This window comes from Marinomonas sp. NPDC078689 (assembly GCF_044542435.1).
Taxonomy (GTDB): domain Bacteria; phylum Pseudomonadota; class Gammaproteobacteria; order Pseudomonadales; family Marinomonadaceae; genus Marinomonas; species Marinomonas arenicola.
In genome coordinates, this window is sequence record NZ_JBITUJ010000006.1 from 158,919 (window position 1) to 181,956 (window position 23,038).

Consider the following 23,038-nt stretch of genomic DNA (forward strand, 5'->3'; position numbering starts at 1 on the left):
TAAGACGAGGGGTTTCTATGAGCACATTTTTTCAATCTCAAGAACACGAATGGGAAGATCTAGGCAGCGGCATTAAACGCAAAATTGTTGGTCACACAGACAACTTAATGGCCGTGCATCTTTGCTTTGATAAAAACGCCGTCGGCCACCCACATGCCCATGATATTCATGATCAGATTGGTTATGTCGTAGAAGGCAGCTTTGAGGCCGAAGTGAATGGCGTAAAACAGATCTTGAAAAAAGGCGATGCGTACATTGCACAAAAACACTTTGTTCACGGTGCGGTGGCATTAGAAAACAACAGCATTTTGTTAGACATGTTCTCCCCTGCTCGAGAAGATTTCCTCAATAAAACACTCACGCCCTGATTTATCCGAACACACTTTTAGAGGTCTGAAACAAGGCAAGCGCCCTGCTTCAGACGATCTAATAAGATTATAAATCAACTAATTATAATGAAAGCGGGGTAATTGCTCTTACCTTAATAGAGTCCAACTCTATAAGCTCCCCTACTTTTGGGCGCACCTCATTGACCCACCAATCATTGTAAGTTTGCTCAGACACTTGTTGGCGTTGCTGCTCACTATCAAACTCACGCGTCCAAATAAAGAACTCATCACCCTTGTCGTCTTTATACAAATTGGTGCTGAGAATTCTCATGCCTTGTGAACGCTGGTACGGCAACAATTCGTCGCGCATCCATGTCACCCATTGGTCCGCTTTGCCTGGTTTGATTTTATATTCACGAAGTTCAACGATTTTCAAAATACACCCTTACTTAATAAAAATCCAAAGTGACTCAATAAAAAACATCAAGAATCGCCACTTTGAGAAAAAAGTCTCAACAACAGAGTCCATTAAAATGAAACCATGGCAGCCATCAAAAAATGAGCGATGAACACCATGCTATTCGCCCCTGTATCATTAAGACTTACTGTTTAATTGCCAATCATAATCCAAGAAATCAAGGGTCAATGATTGACGCTTTAACTGGTCTACGGCGCTTGGCGTTAACGACAAATCAGCAGCATGATCAACAAGAAACGCGTCTAATGAGTCATAACCATGCCAACCTTTTTCAAAATCTTCTCGATACCATTTAAAAATAGAAGACAATGCCAAGGTGTCGCCTTGCAAACGATTGCGGCTGCGATCCGCTAAAAAAAGTCGAGTTTGCTGACTTAATAACGCATCAAGATTGTCACCCTGATACGCCTGGTTAGCCAATGCTGGACAACCAATGCTGGCACAATTAACAGCAAAGTGAATTCGCGGGTCCTGATAACGATCAGAGCCTCGAATCAGGGTATGCTCAATGTTGTCCAACGAGCGCTTCTCACCTAACAGTGGAATGAACTTTTTGCTCCAAGGCGAACGAAACAAACTGCCAAGATCTTTGATTGATGTTAAATCAGGCCACTTGGTCAAAATCAACTCAACCGTCCAAGCGTTGTAAGCATTAATAAGCCAGGCTAACTGATCGTTTTTTGGCCACGCATCAAACTGTTTCTGCGTTACGCCAGACAAGCTTGTTAAATAACTATCTAGCTGCGCTTTGTCATCAGCAAAGCCTTGATAATCGACCTGACTTGCCTGCCCGCCATTCAGTAAATACACGTGTCGCTGTAGTAAGTCATTCCATTTGCTGTGATCAAAAGAAGCCGCGCTTGCAAACGCACTTTGCCCAGCAAACAACGCAAGCAGTAAAACCAGTATTTTTGTCATGATAAACGCCTCAACACCTTAATATTTTGTGATTGTGCTTATGAAAAGCTCATAAATAGTCAGCATTAGACGCAACACCTCACTCGCTTCTTACAGTTTTTCTGAAAAACTCAAACACTGGATCGGCAAAGTGAGGCAACCCCTCTCGGGATAATCTGATTTAATTCCTCTCAAGAGACGATTGCAAGAGTGCCCGAGCTTTGTCCAAATGATTCAATATTTCTTGAGCATTCTCTCCCTGCTTGGTTTTTACCGAGGTACTGGAACGGACAATTAACCGCGTCGGCAAAATCAATTGGCAATACGAATGAGGCGTCTGCTCTGTGCTGTCCAACAAACGCTTAACCGCTTGCTGACCTAACGCCAAGAAATCTTGTTCCACCGTGGTCAAAGGAGGCGTAAAAAAGGCACTGTCACTGATGTTATCAAACCCGACCACAGACACCTTATCTGGCACTGATATTCCTAACTCATTTAACGCACACAGCACCCCCAAAGCCATTTGGTCGTTCGCCACCAACACAGCATCAAAAGATTGCTTCTTAGCAAGCGCATCACGAATCGCCAAATAGCCGCTTTGAGCGTCCCAATCCCCTTCATAACTTGCCACTATATTTTTCCCATTTTGCGTCAGCTCGTCACGCCATCCAGCCCGTCTTAACGACGACCCGGTTGACGCATTAGGCCCTGTAACAAGCAAAAAATCCTCTCGCTGGCAGGCGATCAAATGCTGCACGGCCATTTTGGCGCCTTCCGTATGTTCTGCACACACATAGTTCACCTTGCTGTGTTCAGGCACATCAATAAACATAAAATTCAGCGAGGTAAACTGCTCAACCAACTGCTCTGCCATCTCTTGCGTCAAGGGCACATTAACCACAATGTAATCCACTTGCTGAGAAGCCAACTCTCTGATGGCCGCTTTAATTCTGCCAAATTCATTATTTTCGACAATAGACAAAGCGGCCCCATAGCCTTTTTCATAGGCCTGCTGGCGCACCCCATTGACGATCAAAGCCACCCCGTGCAAGGCGATATCAAGCGACACAATGCCCAAGGTTTTGGACTTGCCGCGACTCAGCATTTGTGCGCCTTTATTGGGAATATAGCCTAGCGCATTGATCGCTTGGTTCACTCGATCACGAGTCTCAGGGGAGACATTATCCGCGCCATTAGTGACCCGAGACACAGTTTGTGTCGATACCCCCGCTAATTTCGCGACGTCTTTAAATGTTACAGACACCCAAGCACTCCTCTCATCGGTCTAAAAAATCAGTCTTTTTTTCTACTGTAGAGACAAACAATAACACATTAATGTTATCGAAAACATTTAACACGACATTGAAAAACATCAAAAAATGTTAGGTTTTTAGCGGAATAATTCTATTATCTATAACAATTGATCATTTTTTATCGTTTTGCTACTCTGCGTTTCAATTCCAGAAAGACACCAATAAATATAAATATTTACGCAAACATAGTGAGCTTCAACATGAATCAATTCATTCATTTAACCAGCCTCAATCACAGCTGCATCATTAAGGTGGATCGTGTCCCTGAAATCGTTCATTGGGGCGCGCGCATCGCTCAGATTGACGCAGACCTATTACTCTCCACTGAACGCCCTATTTCTCAGGCTCGCCTAGACGTTGATATTCCTTTGTCTCTGTGCCCCGAATTAGGCAGCGGACACTTCAATGCGCCAGGCATCGAAGGGCATCGCAATGGCCATGATTGGGCGCCGGTTTTCCACACCACTGACACGCAAGCCAATGACCACCAAGCGGTGTTCACACTGCAAGACGACATAGCCAATCTTGAACTCACTATCGAGGTGCTACTGGATCACGATTCTGATGTCCTACAAAAACGCATTAGCGTGCGCAACCTAGGTTCAGAGGTTTACACACTCAATAAACTATCATCGACGTTAACACTGCCTCACCATGCAAATGAACTGATGACCTTTCATGGTCGTTGGTGCCAAGAGTTTCAAAACCAGCGCCAAGCGTTAGAGCACGGCGGGTTTATGCAAGAAAACCGCCGCGGCCGCACCTCCCACGAAAATTTCCCCGGGCTGTTTGTTGGCAGCAAAGGGTTTAGTGAACAACAAGGAAATGTTTGGGGCTTTCACCTCGGCTGGAGTGGCAACCACCAACTGCGAGCCGATGTGAAGAGTGATGGCCGCCGCTTTGTGCAAGCCGGAGAATTGCTACTGGCGGGGGAAATCCAGCTGGCTGAAAATGACATCTACCAAACACCTTGGCTATATGGTGTGTACAGCAACCAAGGACTAAATGGCATTTCCGATCGTTTTCACACCTTTGTTCGCCACAGCATTCTTCGCTTCCCAACACAAAAACCGCGCCCTGTGCATCTAAACACATGGGAAGGTATCTATTTCGATCACAACCCTGACTACATTATGAAAATGGCCAGCGAAGCGGCCGACATGGGTGTTGAGCGCTTTATCATTGATGACGGCTGGTTTGTTGGCCGCGATCATGAACGCGCCGCACTCGGTGATTGGTATCTCGATGAAAAGAAATACCCAAATGGTCTAGAGCCAGTCATTGAGCACGTCAACACACTGGGTATGGAGTTTGGCTTGTGGGTTGAACCAGAAATGGTCAGCCAAGATTCCAATTTATTCCGCGCCCACCCTGACTGGGTATTAGGCTTATCAGGCTATCAGCAACCTTCTGGTCGCTGGCAATACGTACTCGACCTGCAAAATCCTGAGTGCTTTCAATACTTATTTGACAGGCTCGACGACCTACTCACACGCTACAACATCTGCTATCTAAAATGGGACATGAACCGCGAACTCGTGCAACCTGGGCATCAAGGTAAAGCCGCCGTTCGCGGTCAAACACAGGCTTTGTACCAACTGCTGGACGCGCTAACCAGCGCCCATCCGAGCGTTGAAATCGAGTCTTGCTCCTCTGGTGGCGGACGCATTGATTTTGAGATCCTAAAACGCACCCATCGCTTTTGGGCATCCGATTGCAACGACGCCCTAGAGCGACAAAGCATTCAACGCGGCATGAGCTACTTTTTTCCACCCGAAGTCATGGGCGCGCACATTGGCCCAGGCGAATGCCACTCAACCAACCGTCGCCACAGCATCAACATGCGTGGCGTTACCGCCTTAGGCGGACACATGGGCGTCGAACTCGACCCAGTGAAAGAAACGGCAGAAGAAAAACAAGCGTTTGCTCATTACATTCAGCTGCACAAACAACATCGCCACCTGCTGCATTCTGGCCGTACCTTCCGGATCGATTCCGCCAATAAGGATCAATACATTTACGGCGTGGTTGGTGCCAACCAAGACGGCCAAGAAGAGTTGCTTATCACTGTATGCCAGCTGGCCATGCCGGAATACGCGCTGCCTTCGCCCTTACGAATCAGCCACATTGATGTGCATGCACGCTATCAATTAAACATAGTAGAAATGCCAAAGACCAGCTTTCAACTCATGAAACAAGCCCCAAAATGGCTGGATAAAACCTTAGAACTTAATGGAGACAACCTGAAAGAAGTCGGTATTACATTGCCGATTTTAGACCCAGAGTCTGCCCTGATTGTTCACCTAAAAAAAATATAAAAACAACGGTCAATAAATTAGACCTTACCTATAAAAACACGCAGTAATCTGTCACTACGCCTTTCACGCATGCCGTGAAAGGCTCGCGTCTGCTTGCCGTGTATAAAAAGAAAGGAAAAGACTATGTCCCTCACGGTATTTTTATCGTTTTTGTTGTTCACCGGTTTCGTGGTTATCTTTACGTATCGAAAAGTAAAACGCGACCAACACCACTCTAAAGACGGCTTTTTCCTCGGCGGTCGAAGTCTAACCGGCGGACTCATCGCCAGCTCCCTCATTTTAACCAACCTAAGCGCCACCAGCTTTGTCGGCATGAGCGCCCAAGCGTACACCAACAACATGAGTGTAATGGGCTGGGAAGTGGCCTCGGGCGTCACCTTGGTGATCATTGCACTGCTGCTGGTGCCTCGTTATTTAAAGCAAGGCATCACAACCATCCCCGACTTTTTAGAAAGTCGTTATGACATGTCAGTGAAGAAATTTGTTACCTTGCTGTTCCTTTGCCAATACGTGATTAACATTCTACCCACCACGCTTTACGCAGGCGCGGTTGTCCTTGCTGAAATTTTTGATATCAAAGACTTGCTTGGCATCACTGAGTTTCAATCTATTGCGCTTATCTCGGCCACCATCGGGTTGCTGGGCTTTTTCTACGCCATTTACGGCGGTTTAAAAGCCGTGGTGATTGCAGACACCATTAACGGCATTGGCTTGATTATTGGCGGCTTGATGATTCCTGTTTTCGGGCTAATCGCATTGGGCCATGGCAGCTTCAGCGCTGGGCTAGACACACTTCTTAGCGCCGCACCTGAAAAACTTCAATCCGTAGGATCAGAAAAAGACCCGCTCCCTTTCTCCACGCTGTTTACCGGTTTATTGCTGGTGAACCTGTATTACTGGGGAACCGATCAATCGATCGTGCAACGAGTATTGGGCGCGAAAAACCTAAAAGAAGCACAGAAAGGCGTAATCGGTGCGGGGCTTATTAAAGTCATTTCCCCTTTGTTTTTGATCATTCCGGGCGTTATTGCTTACCATTTATTTGGTGCTAATGCCGGCAACCCTGACTCCATGTACACACGCCTCGTCAACGAAGTACTGCCAAAACCATTGGTCGGTTTCTTTGTTGCTGTGATGTTTGGCGCCATTTTAAGCACCTTCAACGGGGTACTAAACAGCTCAACCACACTGTTCGCTTTGAATGTCTACAAACCACTCTTTGGTAAGGGCAAAACCGATTTAGAGCTGATTGGCAAAGGCCGTATCTTTGGGGTTGTGATTGCGATCATTTCTATCTGCATCGCGCCTTTCATCATGTTTGCGCCAGAAGGCTTGTTCCAATACCTACAAATGGTGGCCGGTTTCTTTAGTGTTCCCATCTTTACCATTGTGTTCGTTGGTTATATTTCCAAGCGCGTTCCGGCCATCGCCGCCAAAATCGCCTTGGCTGTTTTTGTCACTTCGTATGCGTCGATGCAACTTATCTTTAAGGTAGAGCTGCACTTCCTGCATCAATTGGCGATCTTATTTGTGGCCTGCACTCTATTGATGTTTGTGATTGGTTATTTTTACCCACGCACCACGGATTACAAAATGCCAATCAATGAATCCATTGACATTACGCCATGGAAATTCCGCTTTGAAGCCTCAGCAATTGTGCTCTACATGGTGTTAGGCGCTTACATCATGTTCTCGAACATTGGTTTCATCTCCGATGACCCATCTTATATGCAAATTTACGCAGCTTGTGGCGTCATCATGTTGGCAGGGATCATTTTCCGCACTCGCCAGCAGAAAAAACGACAGGCCGCCCTGTCACAATAGTTAGACAACCCTCACGCTCGTTGCGCCCCAAAAAAGGGGCAAGCGAGCGTGATTCTCTCCCTCTATTTTGCGTTCGCTTTGGCTCATTTCCTTAGCACCAACCTCACGGACAATAAAGCCTGTGGACAGTGAGCTGTGATCATAAAATTTGGAAAAGTATCGGCAAACCTTAAACTTACCTATGGTAAAGTAGACGCACAAAGACACTGACTATTACGAAGATGTTAAGGCAAACTCTATGGCTACTGTGAAAGATGTTGCGAAAGAAGCGAAGGTTTCTATTGCCACGGTATCGCGCGTCATCAACCATTCCCCCAAAGCCAGCAAGGCCGCCATTCAAGCCGTCACAGTGGCGATGAAAAAACTCGGCTATCGCCCTAACGCCGCAGCACGAGCGCTGGTCAGCCAATCCACACAAACGCTTGGCGTATTGGTCGGTGATGTCTCCGACCCTTTTTTCGGCTCAATGGTTAAAGCCATCGACACCATTGCCACTGAACAGGGCAAACATCTATTGATTGGCAATGGTTACCACTCAGCTAAAAAAGAACGTGAGACCATTGAGCTGCTGATTAGCCAAGGTTGCGAAGCCCTTGTTATTCATAGCAAAAGCCTGACCGCCGAAGAGTTGATCACCTTCGCCAACGAAGCCCCTGGACTGGTGTTAATCAATCGATTTATTCCTGAGATAGCGGAGCGCTGCATCGCTTTGGACAATCTAAAAGGCTCTTACCTTGCCACAGATTATCTCATCAAACACGGTCATCAGCAGATTGGCTATATTTGCTCCAACCATGACATTGAAGACACAGAACAGCGTAAGGCGGGTTATTTACAAGCACTCAAAGACCATGGCTTAACCTGCACCGAAGATCACATTGAATATGGCGCTCCCGACGAAGCCGGTGGAGAATTGGCGATGACAAATTTGCTGACCAGAGGGCTACCACTGACAGCCATTGCCACCTACAACGATTACATGGCTGCGGGCGCTTTGTCAGCCCTCGAAGAAAACAATATAGAGGTCCCCAAAGCCATGTCTATTATCGGTTTTGATAACGGACTCATTGCCCGATACCTTCACCCCAAGTTGACCACGGTGCGCTACCCGATCCAAAGAATGGCAGAACAGGCGGCGATTCTTTCTTTAAAGCTCGCCAATAAAGAAAAGCCCGTTACCAACAACATGATATTTGTCCCAACTTTAGTGAAGCGCTTGTCTGTGGTGTCAGCCCCGAGCGCTACGTCCGTTTAAAAAAACGCCGCCTGTTAACCCAGACGGCGTTTGTGCATCACCAAATAACCACCCAAAACAAAGTGCCTACTCTTTTCTCAAAGAAACCTCGCTGTTGTTATTAGAGTTATTGGTTAGCGTTATTGAGCGCTTAATCCATGCCACACAAACTCATAAAGCGTTTTATGATGATAGGCTTTATTGGCTTTCAAGAGACTATTGCTGAATGTCCATTCTGGGTGATTCGGCGAATCTGGCAAATACTGCGTTTCAAACGCAAAGCCTGAGTGATTTTTATAATACCCCCCTCCACGCCTTGGACACCCATCTAGAAAGTTGCCGGTATAGAGCTGCGCAGACGGCATGCTGGTGCTGACATCCATCCTCACTGCCTGATCTGGCGTATTCACACTACTCACAAGATTAACACGATGGCTTGGCTGATTAAGCAAATAGGCATGATCGTAGCCACCCACCAATTGCTGCTGCTCATCTTTGAGAAAATCTTGGCGGATGGGCTTTTTGATCCTAAAATCAAAACCGCTCTTTGCCACCGGAACACACCCGGAGATAGGCACACCAGAGGCGTCTATTGGCAAATATGAATCCGCATCAATCAACAATTCATGATCACGGCAATCCATCTCAGTGGTGTCGCCCTGCAGATTAAAATACGCATGATTGGTCAAACTGACAGGGCAATCTTGGTCACACACGCCATGATAAGAAATCGAAATACCATTGGTTTGCGTCAATTCATAGCAGACGGTCACATCCAATTGACCAGGAAAGCCTTGATCGCCATCAGGGGATCTCAAACCATAAACAACATAGCGATCCGACCACTCAACCAAGGTCCAACGACGGCGATTAAAGCCCTCTACCCCACCGTGCAAACAGTGTGCGCCTTGGTTTTTACTAATCGAGTAATCTTTACCATGCAAAGAGAACTGGGCGTTATTGATACGATTAGCAAAACGACCTACGGTGACACCCAAATAGCCAGCTTGCTGATAAAACGCAGCCAGCGTATCCACACCGAGCAAGACTTCTCGAGCGCCCTCTGCCATTGGCAAAGTACAGCTTAGCCAAGTAGCGCCAAGGTCCATAAAGGTCGCCGTCATGCCTGAGCCATTGCACAAGGTAATCAAGCGAGCAGGCTGACCATCGTTCGCAAGACCTTGCATGTTTTCATGCAAAGCCTTCACACTGTCCGGGTAAGACCTAAGAACACTCACGCTACTGAACCTGCACCATCGCTCGCGTTACAAACGTAAATGGTCTCTTTTAGACCAGTTTGCGCTTGGTATTGTTTTTCTACCGCCAGCTTAACCACATCGACAAGCGCCGGCGGTACCAGAGCAACCACGCAACCACCAAAACCACCGCCCGTCATGCGCACACCGCCTTGAGGGCCTATGGTGCTTTTCACAATGTCGACAATGGCATCCACTTCAGGACAAGTAATTTCAAAATCGTCACGCATGGACACATGTGACTGCTCCATTAACACCGCTAAACGGGCCATATCACAGTCCCTTAGCGCTTGCGCTGCTTCGACCGTACGCGCATTCTCAGTAATAATATGACGAGCACGTTTCGCGGTCACTTCATCAAGCCCCGCTTGGCGAGCTTCAAACATCTCGATACTGACATCACGCAGGGCTTTCACGCCAAAAAAGTCAGCAGCGGCTTCACATTGCTGACGACGAGTGTTGTATTCGCTGTCTACCAAGCCACGTTTTTTATTTGAATTAATGATCACAATAGACATGCTCTCAGGCATAGACACGTCGTCGCTTTCTAATGAACGACAGTCAATCAATAAGGCGTGATGACGTTTGCCCTTAGCAGAGATCAATTGGTCCATAATGCCGCAATTGCAGCCTACAAATTGGTTTTCCGCCTGCTGCCCATTTAGCGCAATGTCTTGCTGTGAGATGTCCAGATCATAAAGCACCTTAAAGGTTTGCCCAATAACCACTTCCAATGCAGCCGAAGAACTCAATCCTGCGCCTTGTGGCACATTGCCACTCACCACGATATCCGCGCCATTAAATGTAAACCCGCGTTTTTGCAGGCAATCAATCACGCCTCGAATATAATTCACCCACATAACATCGTGATCAAATTCAAGTGGCTGAGCGAGATCAAATTCGTTCATTTGGTTATCGTAATCGACCGCCACCACTCGAACTAACGTATCTTGACGAGCCGTTGCAGCCACCACAGCCTGATAATCAATGGCACAAGGCAAAACAAAACCATCGTTATAATCAGTATGTTCACCTATTAGGTTTACCCGCCCCGGCGCCTGAATAAGGTGCTCTGCAGTACGCCCAAAAACAGATTTAAAGGCATTGGAGACAAGGTGAGTCGGCTGCGTTGAACAATCAATCATACTTTTTTCCTACTGTATTTTAGTGCCTCCAAAACTCTCTTTAAGAGCACTCAGAGACGGTATTATTGCTTCTATTATTTTTCTATAAACTGTCTACGCCGATTAAACAGGCTTAAATAGACCGCTTTTATGACGCTTTATAGTGCTCATCACTGACCGCTCGCAATCGCTCTGCTGCCTGCTCTGCGGTTAGATCTCGTTGGCTTTCGGCCAGCATTTCATACCCCACCATAAACTTCTTAACGGTGGCTGAGCGCAACAATGGCGGATAGAACAAGGCGTGCAACTGCCAATGTTCAATGCCCTTATCATCCCTGTCCTTATCCGCTTCAAAAAATGGGGCATAGTGCCACCCCATCGAATAAGGAAAAGAACACTGAAAGAGATTGTCGTAGCGGCTGGTTAGCTTTTTGATGGCGACCGCCAAATCGTCACGTTGTGCATCCTGTAGCTCTGCCATACGACGCACATGCACCTTAGGCAACAGCATGGTTTCAAACGGCCACGCCGCCCAATATGGCACTACGGCAATCCAATGCTCCGTTTCAACCACGGTCCGAGCACCGTCTTGCAACTCCGCTTGAACATAGTCCACTAACAAGTTTGAACCTTGCGCTTGATAATACTCCCGCAAGTGTTTGTCTTTTCTTTCTATTTCATTCGGTAAAAAACTGTTCGCCCAAACTTGGCCATGAGGATGAGGCTGTGAGCACCCCATCGCTTCGCCTTTATTTTCGAAAACCTGCACCCACAAGTATTCCTTACCCAGATCTTCGATTTGCTCGTTCCAGGTATCAACCACATTACGGATTTGAGAAACGGGTAATTCAGGCAGCGTTTTACTGTGATCAGGAGAAAAACAAATCACTCGACTCAATCCGCGAACGCCTTGAGTTTTAAACAAAGGGTTATCAGAAGTCGGAGCATCCGGAGAGTCAGGCATCAAGGCCGCAAAATCATTTTGAAACACATAAGTCCCACTGTAATCCGGGTTAACATCCCCAGAAACACGGGCATTACCAGGACAAAGAAAGCACCCTTCGTCATAGGAGGCTTGATTGTCCATCGTCGCTTTCTCATCTTGCCCACTCCAAGGACGCTTGGCGCGGTGGGGTGAAACAAGAATCCACTGACCTGTTAATGGGTTATAACGACGATGCGGATGATCAACAGGATTAAAGGTTATTTCTGACATCTTTTGCTACTCACTCATTCTGACACTTCATTCTAGCAACACTGTTTCACCACACAGCGCAGCACGACACAGTTTGGGCAAGGCGATAGGGGCTGGTTACCCCTGATAGCCTTGAGGATTGTTAGACTGCCAACGCCACGTATCAATCGTCATTTCAGACACATCACGACGCGCCTTCCAGCCTAGGTCTTGTTCTGCTTTTGCAGTACTGGCCCAACATTCAGCGATGTCACCTGGTCGACGCGGTTGTATTTCGTACGCGACATCATGACCACAGGCGTTAGAGAACGCCTTAACCATGTCCAATACACTGCTGCCTTTTCCGGTACCCAAATTATAAATATGCAGTCCAGCTTTATCGGTCAGAGCGTTCAAGGCCGCTAAATGCCCATCTGCCAAATCCACCACATGAACGTAATCACGCACACCTGTGCCATCTGGAGTTGGGTAATCGTCCCCAAATACCGCCAATTTTTCACGTCGCCCGACGGCAACTTGCGCGATAAATGGCATCAAATTATTAGGAATACCTTGAGGATCTTCCCCCATGGTGCCCGATGAATGGGCGCCCACTGGGTTGAAGTAACGCAACAAAGTAATGCTCCAGTCGTCCTCTGCGGCGAACAAGTCACGCAGACATTCTTCCACAATGTACTTACTGCGACCGTATGGGTTGGTCGTGGCGCCAGTAGGTGAATCTTCGGTAATGGGCACCTCTTGAGGGTCGCCATATACCGTAGCAGAAGAGCTGAAAATCATATTTTTCACGCCAGCAGTACGCATCGAACGAGCCAACACCAAAGACCCATTTACGTTGTTGTCATAATACTCAAGCGGCTTAGCTACTGACTCGCCGACGGCCTTCAGACCGGCAAAATGAATGACCGCTTGAATCTCATGCTTTGCAAACACGGCGTCGAGAAACGCTTCATCACGAACGTCACCTTGATGAAACTCAGGTCGCTCGCCAACAATCGCCTCTATGCGCTTAAGCACCTCTAATTTACTGTTAGATAGATTATCAATGACGATAGGCTGATGACCTGCGGCAATCAATTGCACACACGTATGACTTCCGATGTAACCTAATCCGCCTGTCACTAAGACCTTCATAACCACCTCTCACTCTTATAAATTCATTAAAATGTAAACGATTACATTTAACTTATAACGACATTAAACAGGATTTCAGCCCTTAAATCGAGGGTGAATTTAAAATTAATATCAAAATAATGTAAACGATACCAAAGGTTGGCAAACGATCTCCACCTCCTTGTATTCACATAATACTTTCCCAAGCAAAGCAACCCTAGTAAAAATCGGTTTTCTTCTAGGAACCAATCACAATGAACGCCATCTAGCGACAACATCATGGCACCAACACACAGTTGATGGCTAAAAAGCACGCCTGCTATCAGTCGCAATGCAAGGAACAGTAGAACGACCTATAAAGGCGGCCTATTTGCAATATTCTATTTGATTATAAGCTTATTACTTTATTTTTGACTGACCTTCTTAAATCTTCTATGATGCGACGACATGGCTACATCAGGGCAATATTTTTCCCACACATCAACGAACGAGCTTGCGATGAATAAAATAACGGTCGAACGCATTATTCCGTCATGGAAATGGCTTAAAACGTACTCATTGGACGATCTACAAAACGATACGGCCGCGAGTTTAATTTTTACTATTATGGTGATTCCGCAAAGTCTTGCTTATGCGATGCTGGCTGGCATGCCTGCGATCACAGGCTTATACGCCAGTATCGTTCCTTCGATTTTGTATTCTCTTTTCGGCACCAGCCGCACGCTCGCCGTTGGCCCGGTTGCTTTAAGCTCTGTGATGACGGCCTCCGCTATTCTGCCCTTTGCCGTAGCAGGCACCGAACACTACGCCACCGTTGCTATTCTGCTGGCGTTTATGTCTGGTGTGTTTTTACTGATACTGAGCTTGTTCCGCTTAGGTTTCTTGACCAATCTCCTTAGTCACCCGGTTATTTCTGGCTTTATCAGCGCCACCGCATTAATCGTGGTCATTGGCCAACTAAAGTATCTATTGGGCATTCAATCCGAAGGCAGCACCTTATTCCCGTTAGTCAGCAGTCTTTATCGTCACTTAGGCTCGACCAATATTCCCACCCTTATTCTGAGCATCCTTTCTATTTTTTCATTAGTGATGATGCAGCGCCATTTTGCACGCTTTCTTGGCGCGGTTGGCTGTTCTAAACGTACCGTACAGCTACTCGGAAAATCGGGGCCCGTGATTATTGTGTTCTTAGCCACTCTCGCTGTCGCCAGCTTCTCTTTGGATCAAGTTGGTGTGAGTATTATTGGCGCCGTTCCTGAAGCCTTACCCACCCTTCACCTAGACCAGATCAATTTACCCATGGTTAGAGAATTAATCCCTGGGGCTATTTTGATCAGTATTGTGGGCTTTTTTGGCTCTGTGTCTGTGGCACAAACTTATGCGGCCAAACGTCGTCAGGACATAGACCCAAACCAAGAATTAGTCGGCCTTGGGCTGGCCAATATTGGCTCTGCACTTAGTGGTGCTTTCCCCGTTACTGGCGGTTTTTCACGTACGGTACTGAACGCCGATTCTGGGGCAAAAAGCCCAATGACAGGAATAATAGCAGCACTGTTTATTTTGCTAACCTTGCTGTTTTTAACCCCGTTATTTTTCTATCTCCCTAAAGCCATTTTGGCCTCTATTATTTCTATTTCCATGCTGAAGTTGGTTAACGTGCAGGACTTACGTCACCTATGGAATTTTTCGAAAAAAGAAGCCGTTTTATTACTAGCAACCTTCTTTGTTGTATTGATTGAAGGCATGGAGACGGGGTTGATCGTTGGTGTTTGCTTGTCTCTGCTGTTTTTTCTTTGGCATACGAGTCACCCACACATCGCCATTGTTGGCCGAGTCCCAGGAACTGAGCACTTTCGTAACGTGCAACGCTTCACGGTTGAAACCCACCAGAGCGTGTTGACGGTCCGCATCGATGAAAATCTATTTTTCGCCAACGCCCGCATTCTTGAAGAGCGCCTACAGCAAATCGTGTCTGAAAATAAAGAGATAAAGCATTTAATCTTGATGTGTACTGCGGTCAATATGATTGATGCCAGTGCATTGCAAAGCCTAGAAAAAATCCACACTCGATTGGCCGACGCCGGCGTGCAGCTGCATTTATCTGAGGTGAAAGGGCCTGTGATGGACAAACTAAAAGACACCCAATTGCTAAAAGAACTAAACGGTGAGATCTTTTTAACGCAACATCAGGCGATTAAATGTTTAGAAGGCTGCCATCAAGAGACAGCTTGATAGAAGTAAAAACATCGCTGATCACTATCTCATCTAGGCTAATCAGGTGTTAGCCTAAGAGAAATAATGACCAGCGATGGGGTGAAATGAGCGATGTTATCCCTTAAAAAGGGCTAGGTGATAACATCATCCAACTTATAAATTACCGAATTTTCCGTTGGTGTTCTTCCACTCACTTTTCGGAAGGATGGTTTCCATCACATCCCAATGCTCGGCGATTTTTCCGTTATCCACACGGAATAGATCGTAATAAGAAGTGGCTTTTCCGGCGAATGTCCCTTCACTAATAACCAAGACAAAGTTCCCTTCTCCCAATACCTTATGCACTTTTGTGAAGGTCATTTTAATCCCATGTTGGGCCATTTCATCGATCGCTTTACCCAAACCAGATAAGCCATCGCCGATGGCTGGGTTGTGTTGAATATAGTGGTCGCCATCAAAGAATTGTGGCATTTTTTGATAGTCGCCTTTCACCAATACCGTATTAAAAAATTCGCTCACCAACGCTTTATTTTCAGCGGTTTTATCAAGGTCTGTTACTGTCAGCGCACCATCTAGTTGCGTGTGTCCACTCGGGTTCGGCTTATCTGCTTTGGCAATAAGATTGTCCCAATGCTCAACAATCTGCCCGTTATCAAAGCGGAAAACATCAAACCCTACTTTCGGTCCGAAGAAGTTATAATCGGTTTGCGTAAAGACATAATTCCCATCTTCAAACGCACGCACCACCTTCACTTTCGCGCTGCCTTTTGGCAGAGCGTGCAAGACTTCACCAAAGCCTGCTAACCCATCGCCAACGGCCAAATTATGTTGCGTGTAATTTGAACTATTAATGTAACTAATGGCTTTCGTGTCACCCGTTTCAATAGAATTCAATACCGCTACGGCTTTGTCTTTATTTGAAATCATAGCGCTAGGCTCAGAAACACTCGTACTGGTACAAGCGCTTAATAACGCGCTGCTCGCGACAAGAGTGGCTAAAAGTGTTGTTTTCATGTTTTTTTCCTCACAGTTGAATATGTCGCTATTGTAAGGAAAAGCAAAAATACGAAGAGGTCAAAGTCAGCGATAAAATGGTAAATATCGAACCATTCGATAATCTAAAGAAAATCAACAAGCAGAATGAATGAGGCGATTAGGACTGTCTTTTAAATTGACTTGGTGTCATTAAAGTGTGTTTTTTGAAATACTTAACGAAGTTGGTTACCTCATCAAACCCCAACTCACCCGCGACCTGTTGGACTTGTGTATTGTCTATCGACAAACGTCGCTTGGCTTCTAACACCACATGAGCGTCAATGAGCTGCTTCGCCGTTAGGTGTGTCGCCACCTTACAAAGTTTATTAAGCGTTTTATAGCTGGTGCCAATTAGGTCTGCGTATTCATTCGCGTCTCGAATAAGGGCGTAATCACGTTGTAAGCAGACCACAAAACGCTCGAAGCATTTAATTTGCGAGGCATTCATTTTATGATGATAAATGTCTGGCCTTAGTTCACTTACCTTGGTCAAGACCGCTGCAAAAAGCACCTTGACGTACTGTATGTTCATCGGCGTATTTTTAAATTCCGCCGCAATGAGCCCAAGAATACTATTTAACGACAGCGCTTGCTTCTCTGGCATCAAAAAGCTGGGGCGGTAGGAAGACAAAAACTGTGTCGGTGCGAAAATTCGAGCGTCTATCGCGGCACTCACTTCGTCCAAATATCTGTCGGTAAAAACCACCAAGATCGCGGCCGGCTTATTCAACAAATCGAACGCGTGTATCTGCCCCTTATTCACCAATACCAATGCGTCTTTTTCCACTGGAAAGGCGTGAAAATCCACAAAATGCTCACCGGCATTGCCCGTATAGAGGATCAAATTATGAAAATTTACTCTGTGTGGTTGATCGATATACGCCAACTCACCACTTTCCGATCGGCGATAAAGCTGTTTGATATCAAACACTTCAAAACCTACCAGCGACAAGTTTGATTCTTTAAACTCAATCTGTGGTATCAAATTATTCATAAAAGTCCAGCAAGCTTACACCCTTTGTCTATTCGTATAACGGCTATCTGCATATTAACAGCACACTAGAAAAAATCCCCATAACGCATGCGATTAGTCTCACGTATTTTCTGCTCCATAAAGTCTAAAAACACCTTCACCCGCGCTGGAGTAAGGCGGCCTGGGGGTCTAACCGCCCAGATTCCTCGGCGCATAAAAGGTTCCATACTTTTTATGCGCTCATTTCTTGTTGAATACGCTCAGACGAGTGCAAGGCTATTTTCACGAACGCCTCAGCCGTTGGGGTTAACTCAGATTTACTATAATGAATTTGAGTCAGCACCTCTGTATTGCTCCCTTTCAGGGGAATAAACCGACACCCTTGAGTGAACAGTTTGGCAATGCAATTCGGTGCAATACCGGTACCTAACCCTGCGGCCACCATGGTCAATAAGGTCTGCATATGCTTTGGTTGAGCCGAAATATGGGGGGAAAATTGATTATTCCGACACAAGCTAATAATGCTATCAAATAACCCTACCGCCTCTTCGCGATCAAAAAGAATAAGGGACTCTTGTTTAAGCTCCTCAATCTGGATCTGTTTACGCCCAGACAAACTGTGCTGTTCAGGCACCACAGCCGTCAGATAATCGGCATACAATAACTTACTTTCATATAAGAATTGATAATCTTGAGGCAATGGTCTGGAAATCCCCACATCAATTTCCCGCCTATCAAACGCCATCATCTGTTCTGACGCGGTCATTTCAAACAAGGCAAGATCAACTTGCGGGTATTGCTCATGGAAGCGCTTTACTAAATAGGGAATAAACGCCAAACAGGCCGAGGGCAAATAACCTATCCTTAATGTTCCCAGCGTCCCCTTTGCCGCCTTTTGAGCTCGCTGCTTTGCTTCTCCTGCCTGCTTTAAAAGCACATTGGCATCGTGAAATAATTGCAAGCCAGCCGCCGTGATATGCACATCACGAGTATTACGAATAAACAAAGGGGCGCCAAGCTCTTCTTCTAACGAAGCTATATGTCGGCTGATTGCCGGTTGTACCGTATTCAATTCACGAGCCGCTGCGGAAAAACTCTTCAACCTGGCCACAGCAACAAAGCTTTTTAGTGGTTTTAATTCCATAGATTAATACCAAATCCGTATAAGTTTTATCATATTAAATCATTTCTATTATAGCTTTGGTGTCACTAAAATCACGCCTTATCGCTAACCCTCAAAGAAATGAGCCATCCATGCAAGCAACATCTTCTTCTCGTCCTATCAAAACCGGCACAGGCAAAACCGGCATTAGCAAAAGGTTGATTTTTCTTATTGCCAGCGCAGTGTCTGCCTCTGCCGCCAATCTCTACTATAACCAACCCATCTTGCCGCTCATTGGCCAAGATTTAGCCCTCAGCGACGCGCTTTTGGGCGCCATTCCTGCGGCAACTCAAATAGGCTACGCCTTGGCATTACTCTTTATCTCTCCCTTAGGAGATCGCTTCCCAAGACGAAACGTCATTGCCTTTTTGTCAGTTTTATTAACTCTCACCGCCTTAATGGCCTCATTCGCACACACCGGCTATGTACTAATTGCCGCCTGCTTGCTGATCGGACTCAGCGCCAACATTACTCAACAGCTCATTCCATTTGCAGCCTCGTTAAGCTCCCCAGACACCAAAGCGCAAGTCATGGGCACAGTGATGACAGGCCTAACTGTCGGTATTTTAGTGTCGCGAACACTCAGTGGCGTGATCAGCGAACATTTTGGTTGGCGTGCTGTATTTATCATGTCAGCCACAATCGCTTTGCTTTTTGGCGTCTTGCTGTATCGGTTTTTACCCAATAATAAACCGACTAATTCTATGTCCTATTTCCAGCTCATCATCAGTATGGGGAGCTTAGTACGTCAGCATAAAGTGCTGCGTGAGAGTGCCTTTATTGGCGCGCTATGGTTCGCCGCGTTTAATGCATTATGGGCCACCTTAGCGCTGCACGTTAGCGAAGCGCCCTTTCACTACAGCACCCAACAAATCGGTCTATTTGGCATCCTTGCTATGTCGGGGATTATCGGAGCAAAGCTATCAGGACGCTGGGTGCCTAAATTTGGCTCTCGCCGAATATTAATGGTCTCAATGTCTCTCATCATTCTTGGCTTTGGCATTGCAGCCCTGTTCACGGACAGCTTATTAGGGCTCTGTATCGCCATCATTTTGATCGATCTTGGGGTATTCAGTGGCCAAGTAGCCAATCAGGTTCGCATTTTTTCGATTGACCCTGCCGCCCAAAGCCGAATCAACGCTGTCTATATGTTGTTTTACTACTCTGGTGCCGCCATAGGGTCTGCTATTGGCGTCAACATCATCGGCGCGATGGGCTGGTCGGCGATTTGTATTTTCTGCGCGCTTATCACAGGAATTGGCCTGCTCTATCACGGCATTAAACGCACTTAATCAGCACTATTTACCTCTAAACACTGTTAAACCTTATTCAACTTGGAGCTTTAATGAACACGTTGTCTTTTTTCGGCCGACTGACGCTACTCTGCATTGCCAGCTTAACCATTATGGTCGGTGCGGTGGTTGCCCCAGGCTTATCAGGCATCTCTGAGGCTTTAGGGGTCGCGGATAACGCCAGCTTATTAATCACCTTACCCGCCCTCGGAGCCGTAATATTCGCCCCATTTTCCGGCCGTTTAATTGACCGTTTCGGAGCCTATTCCTGCACCCTTGTAGCCTTACTCTTATACGGAATATTAGGGACTTCTGGACAATGGTTTTTTGGCCCGACGGAAGTGTTTATTAATCGCATGCTCTTAGGGGGAACAGCGACTCTTCTTATGGCCGGAGGCACCACGTTAATTTCCCAGTTTTACTCGGGACACGAGCGCCTCAAAATGATCGCCAAGCAAGGTATGGCCATTGAAATTGGTGGGGTATTGGTTTTGTTTGCTGGTGGACAGCTCACAGTTATGGGGTGGAATCTTCCCTTTTATGTATACCTTATTGCCATCGCCTTTTTAATCATGTTGGTGTTATCCGTACCCAACATGAAAGCAGCACACAGTGCCCCATCGACGAACCAAGCCCAAGAACAGGTAACCTCTGAGCCATTGCTTTTCGTTTACCTGTCTGCCTGTGTCGCCATGACTCTGTTTTTTACCGCCATCGTCGTATTACCACTTAGCATGCAGGATGCTGGCTATAATGCGGATAAAATAGGCTTGTTTTTAGCCTTCATTTCATTGATCGCCGTTGTCACGGCGCACTTTTTACCACGGGTTCATTTACGTTGGAAAAACCAAGGTACGTTAGGCTTAGCTTTTGCTTTCTATTGCCTATCCCATGCCGCATTTTACCACGCAGACACCTTGCCTATGTTGCTTTTAGGTGGCCTCTTATCTGGCATGGCGTTCGGTCTTTCTATTCCCTTGTTTAATCATATTACAGTGGAAAAAAGTGCACCGACAGAAAGAGGTAAAAACTTATCCTATTTGGCAATGGCTATTTTTCTAGGACAATTCCTCACCTCATTCGTAGAGTTAATCCCAGGTGACATCAGCCTTGTGTACGTGGTGGCAGGGCTTGGTGCAGGGGTGTATTTTTTCTGTGCGCTGATTATTTTCAAAAAATAAATACTCGCAGCCATTGAGCCTGGCACCCTCTGTAGGCTATCACCAAAAAAAAGCGGCAAGTGATAACTTGCCGCTTTGTTGTTTCTTTTTAAAACGCTTACTGTGTTACTTAGAAAAAACGATTAACCACATCAAAGAAATAGGGGTCAAAGTAGCCTTCTGGGTATTCTATGTTCATGATGCGACCTAAAACCACGAGGAAGATCACCAAGCAAACGGCAATGGTAGACGATTTTAAATACGTCGCCTTCGCCAAATAACGCAAGAACAAGAACGAGAAGACAAAGGTCGTGGTGACAAATCCCAGCGTGTAATAACCGTAAGCAATCATAAAGAAGCCAACAATGTACACAAGGTCTGTTCTTAAGTTAGACGCCACTCGCTGATGTTTTTCTCGGATAAATTTCACAATCAGCATCGCCACAGAGAACAACACAATGGCAATAGAAATAATTGGGAAAGCTTTCGTCAAGGTCGACATATTCCATACATCAACCAAAGCGTATAAGCCGGATGCACCCAATACCGCTAACAACACCCAATCCGTCGCCGACACCGTTTTAACACTAGGCTCTTCTGGCTCTAGACCGGTTTTAGGTTGCGTGCTGGCTTTTGCCGCTCTTCTTTTCTTCAGCATTGGAGGCAATACAAAGCCCAATACAATCAAGGCAGCCAGTGCAATTACACCAGGGCGTAGAAACCAAGAGCTGCCGTAAAACTGAATGCTTTGGAAAAAGTAGTTTTCAGCGCCAGAAGAAAGCACAAAACCAATCAAGAAAGCAGGACGTGGCCAGTTGGCCCCTTTCATCATCACACCAATTGTTGCAATGACACCCAGCACCATGAAATCACCTAGACTGCGCGTTGCTTGATACGCAGCAAACAAGATCAAGGTTAAGATAATCGGCGCAAGTATTGAAAATTTCACATAGGTTAATAGTGAAATAGGTCGCGTAAAAGCAATACAAAAGATCGCCCCTAAAATGTTCGCCAACGCCAAAGACCAAATAATAGTGTAAGTCAGGTCTAAGTTCGTGGTGATCATGGAAACACCAGGCTGAAGACCCAGCAATAACATACCACCTAGAAAAACCGCAGCCGAACCCGAGCCTGGAATACCAAACAACAAGGTTGGAATCATACTACCTGAAGCACAAGCGTTATTCGCAGACTCAGGCGCAATAACACCACGAATGTCCCCTTTACCAAACTGGGACGTGTCTTTACTGCCATTCATCGCGAAACTGTATGTCATCCAGTCAACAACCGAACCACCTAAACCAGGAATCGCACCGATCAAGCTACCAAATACAGACGATTTACCGACCAAAGGCAAGTTGGCAAACACGTCTTTGAAACCCTGTTTTAAACCATGACCTAATTTATTTGGCGTAGAAGCAATGGCTTTGTTTTGCACCAATAAGCTGATGATTTCTGGTAGCGCAAAGATACCCAAACCCACGACAACCAATGGAATACCGTCATACAAGTAATCAATGCCTAGGGTAAAACGGAACTCACCAGTGGCAGGCGCCGAGCCAACAGAACCAATTAATAGGCCAAAACCACAAGCGGCTAAGCCTTTAAATAAATTCCCGCCGGATAAGGCCGCAACCACACTCAGGCCTAATAAAGTCAGCATAAACAATTCAGCAGATGAGAATGCGAGTACCACAGGCCGTGCCACCAAAATGAAGACACTCAGTACAATCGCACCAACCACACCGCCAATCATTGAGCATAAAAAAGCCGCAGACAGCGCGCGTGCTGCCTGGCCTTTTTTCGCCAATGGAAAACCATCCATGACTGTGGCTTGCGAAGAACTGGATCCTGGTATCCCCATTAACACAGAGGTGAAAGTATCACCTGTGGGAATCACAGCAACCAACCCCATCAGCATACCAAGACCAACTGAAGGCTCCATTCCATATAAAAACGGTAGTAGCAAGGACATGCCGGCAATGCCGCCAAGTCCAGGAATAATACCAACAACAAGACCGACCAATACGCCACCCACCAAATAGACTAGGTGCGTTAACGATAATATTTGGTCTAGAGCACTAAGAAGCACAGCCATGAATAACTCCTAAATATAAAACA

At 46.2% G+C, this 23,038-nt stretch carries 18 protein-coding genes; 7 read left to right on the forward strand and 11 right to left on the reverse strand.

The features are described from left to right. Positions 1 to 17 precede the first annotated feature (17 nt). Entirely contained in the window at positions 18 to 368 is a 351-nt protein-coding gene (locus tag ACIGBN_RS11620) for a cupin domain-containing protein (protein ID WP_133003793.1), read from the forward strand. An 82-nt stretch (positions 369 to 450) separates the two neighbouring features. On the opposite strand, the gene ACIGBN_RS11625 is transcribed toward ACIGBN_RS11620, so the two are convergent. The 3 genes from ACIGBN_RS11625 to ACIGBN_RS11635 all read right to left on the reverse strand — a co-directional run bounded on the left by ACIGBN_RS11625 (position 451) and on the right by ACIGBN_RS11635 (position 2,968). Further along, a complete protein-coding gene (locus ACIGBN_RS11625) occupies positions 451 to 765 on the reverse strand; it encodes an NIPSNAP family protein (protein ID WP_133003794.1) in 315 nt (104 codons plus the stop codon). Between the two features lie 159 nt (positions 766 to 924). Continuing rightward, positions 925 to 1,725, reverse strand: coding sequence for a DUF547 domain-containing protein (locus ACIGBN_RS11630; protein ID WP_133003795.1), 801 nt, complete (start codon positions 1,723 to 1,725; stop codon positions 925 to 927). Between the two features lie 160 nt (positions 1,726 to 1,885). Then, positions 1,886 to 2,968 carry a LacI family DNA-binding transcriptional regulator gene (locus ACIGBN_RS11635; RefSeq protein WP_396665571.1) on the reverse strand — a complete coding sequence of 361 codons (1,083 nt, stop codon included), beginning with the start codon at positions 2,966 to 2,968 and terminating at the stop codon, positions 1,886 to 1,888. 249 nt (positions 2,969 to 3,217) lie between these two features. Between ACIGBN_RS11635 and ACIGBN_RS11640 the strand changes: the two genes are divergently transcribed. The 3 genes from ACIGBN_RS11640 to ACIGBN_RS11650 all read left to right on the forward strand — a co-directional run bounded on the left by ACIGBN_RS11640 (position 3,218) and on the right by ACIGBN_RS11650 (position 8,414). Then, positions 3,218 to 5,335: an alpha-galactosidase gene (locus ACIGBN_RS11640; protein WP_396665573.1), complete on the forward strand. Its 2,118-nt coding sequence runs from the start codon at positions 3,218 to 3,220 to the stop codon at positions 5,333 to 5,335. Positions 5,336 to 5,458: 123 nt separating this feature from the next. Continuing rightward, positions 5,459 to 7,159: a solute:sodium symporter family transporter gene (locus ACIGBN_RS11645; RefSeq protein WP_133003798.1), complete on the forward strand. Its 1,701-nt coding sequence runs from the start codon at positions 5,459 to 5,461 to the stop codon at positions 7,157 to 7,159. Between the two features lie 238 nt (positions 7,160 to 7,397). Then, on the forward strand, positions 7,398 to 8,414 hold the full coding sequence (locus ACIGBN_RS11650; RefSeq protein WP_133003799.1) for a substrate-binding domain-containing protein: 1,017 nt from the start codon (positions 7,398 to 7,400) through the stop codon (positions 8,412 to 8,414). A 119-nt stretch (positions 8,415 to 8,533) separates the two neighbouring features. Here ACIGBN_RS11650 and galM read toward each other — a convergent pair whose 3' ends face one another. The 4 genes from galM to galE form a co-directional block, all read right to left on the reverse strand. Further along, the gene (gene galM, locus ACIGBN_RS11655; protein ID WP_396665576.1) at positions 8,534 to 9,631 is read right to left on the reverse strand and encodes a galactose-1-epimerase; all 1,098 of its coding nucleotides are present in this window, start codon (positions 9,629 to 9,631) and stop codon (positions 8,534 to 8,536) included. Beyond that, positions 9,628 to 10,794, reverse strand: a complete 1,167-nt coding sequence (galK, locus tag ACIGBN_RS11660; RefSeq protein WP_396665578.1) for a galactokinase — start codon at positions 10,792 to 10,794, stop codon at positions 9,628 to 9,630. Before galK ends, galM begins: the two co-directional genes overlap by 4 nt. Before the next feature lie 127 nt (positions 10,795 to 10,921). Continuing rightward, the gene (locus ACIGBN_RS11665; RefSeq protein ID WP_133003809.1) at positions 10,922 to 11,989 is read right to left on the reverse strand and encodes a UDP-glucose--hexose-1-phosphate uridylyltransferase; all 1,068 of its coding nucleotides are present in this window, start codon (positions 11,987 to 11,989) and stop codon (positions 10,922 to 10,924) included. Positions 11,990 to 12,085: 96 nt separating this feature from the next. After that, positions 12,086 to 13,102 (reverse strand): UDP-glucose 4-epimerase GalE, encoded by a 1,017-nt coding sequence (gene galE / locus ACIGBN_RS11670; RefSeq protein WP_133003810.1) that lies wholly within the window; start codon positions 13,100 to 13,102, stop codon positions 12,086 to 12,088. Positions 13,103 to 13,579: 477 nt separating this feature from the next. Here galE and ACIGBN_RS11675 point away from each other — a divergent pair, with 477 nt between their 5' ends. Further along, on the forward strand, positions 13,580 to 15,313 hold the full coding sequence (locus ACIGBN_RS11675) for a SulP family inorganic anion transporter (RefSeq protein WP_396665581.1): 1,734 nt from the start codon (positions 13,580 to 13,582) through the stop codon (positions 15,311 to 15,313). 135 nt (positions 15,314 to 15,448) lie between these two features. Here the strand turns inward: ACIGBN_RS11675 and ACIGBN_RS11680 are convergent, their stop codons facing one another. The 3 genes from ACIGBN_RS11680 to ACIGBN_RS11690 form a co-directional block, all read right to left on the reverse strand. Then, the gene (locus ACIGBN_RS11680) at positions 15,449 to 16,309 is read right to left on the reverse strand and encodes a nuclear transport factor 2 family protein (protein WP_396665583.1); all 861 of its coding nucleotides are present in this window, start codon (positions 16,307 to 16,309) and stop codon (positions 15,449 to 15,451) included. 139 nt (positions 16,310 to 16,448) lie between these two features. Beyond that, positions 16,449 to 17,324, reverse strand: coding sequence for a helix-turn-helix domain-containing protein (locus tag ACIGBN_RS11685; RefSeq protein WP_396665585.1), 876 nt, complete (start codon positions 17,322 to 17,324; stop codon positions 16,449 to 16,451). A 211-nt stretch (positions 17,325 to 17,535) separates the two neighbouring features. Beyond that, positions 17,536 to 18,447, reverse strand: a complete 912-nt coding sequence (locus ACIGBN_RS11690) for a LysR substrate-binding domain-containing protein (RefSeq protein ID WP_396665587.1) — start codon at positions 18,445 to 18,447, stop codon at positions 17,536 to 17,538. A gap of 110 nt (positions 18,448 to 18,557) precedes the next feature. Between ACIGBN_RS11690 and ACIGBN_RS11695 the strand changes: the two genes are divergently transcribed. Together ACIGBN_RS11695 and ACIGBN_RS11700 are read left to right on the forward strand one after the other, a co-directional pair. Continuing rightward, positions 18,558 to 19,757, forward strand: coding sequence for an MFS transporter (locus ACIGBN_RS11695; protein WP_396665589.1), 1,200 nt, complete (start codon positions 18,558 to 18,560; stop codon positions 19,755 to 19,757). A gap of 53 nt (positions 19,758 to 19,810) precedes the next feature. Continuing rightward, positions 19,811 to 20,938, forward strand: a complete 1,128-nt coding sequence (locus ACIGBN_RS11700; RefSeq protein WP_396665590.1) for an MFS transporter — start codon at positions 19,811 to 19,813, stop codon at positions 20,936 to 20,938. A gap of 109 nt (positions 20,939 to 21,047) precedes the next feature. On the opposite strand, the gene ACIGBN_RS11705 is transcribed toward ACIGBN_RS11700, so the two are convergent. Beyond that, a complete protein-coding gene (locus ACIGBN_RS11705; RefSeq protein ID WP_396665592.1) occupies positions 21,048 to 23,015 on the reverse strand; it encodes a tripartite tricarboxylate transporter permease in 1,968 nt (655 codons plus the stop codon). Between the last annotated feature and the right edge of the window lie 23 nt (positions 23,016 to 23,038).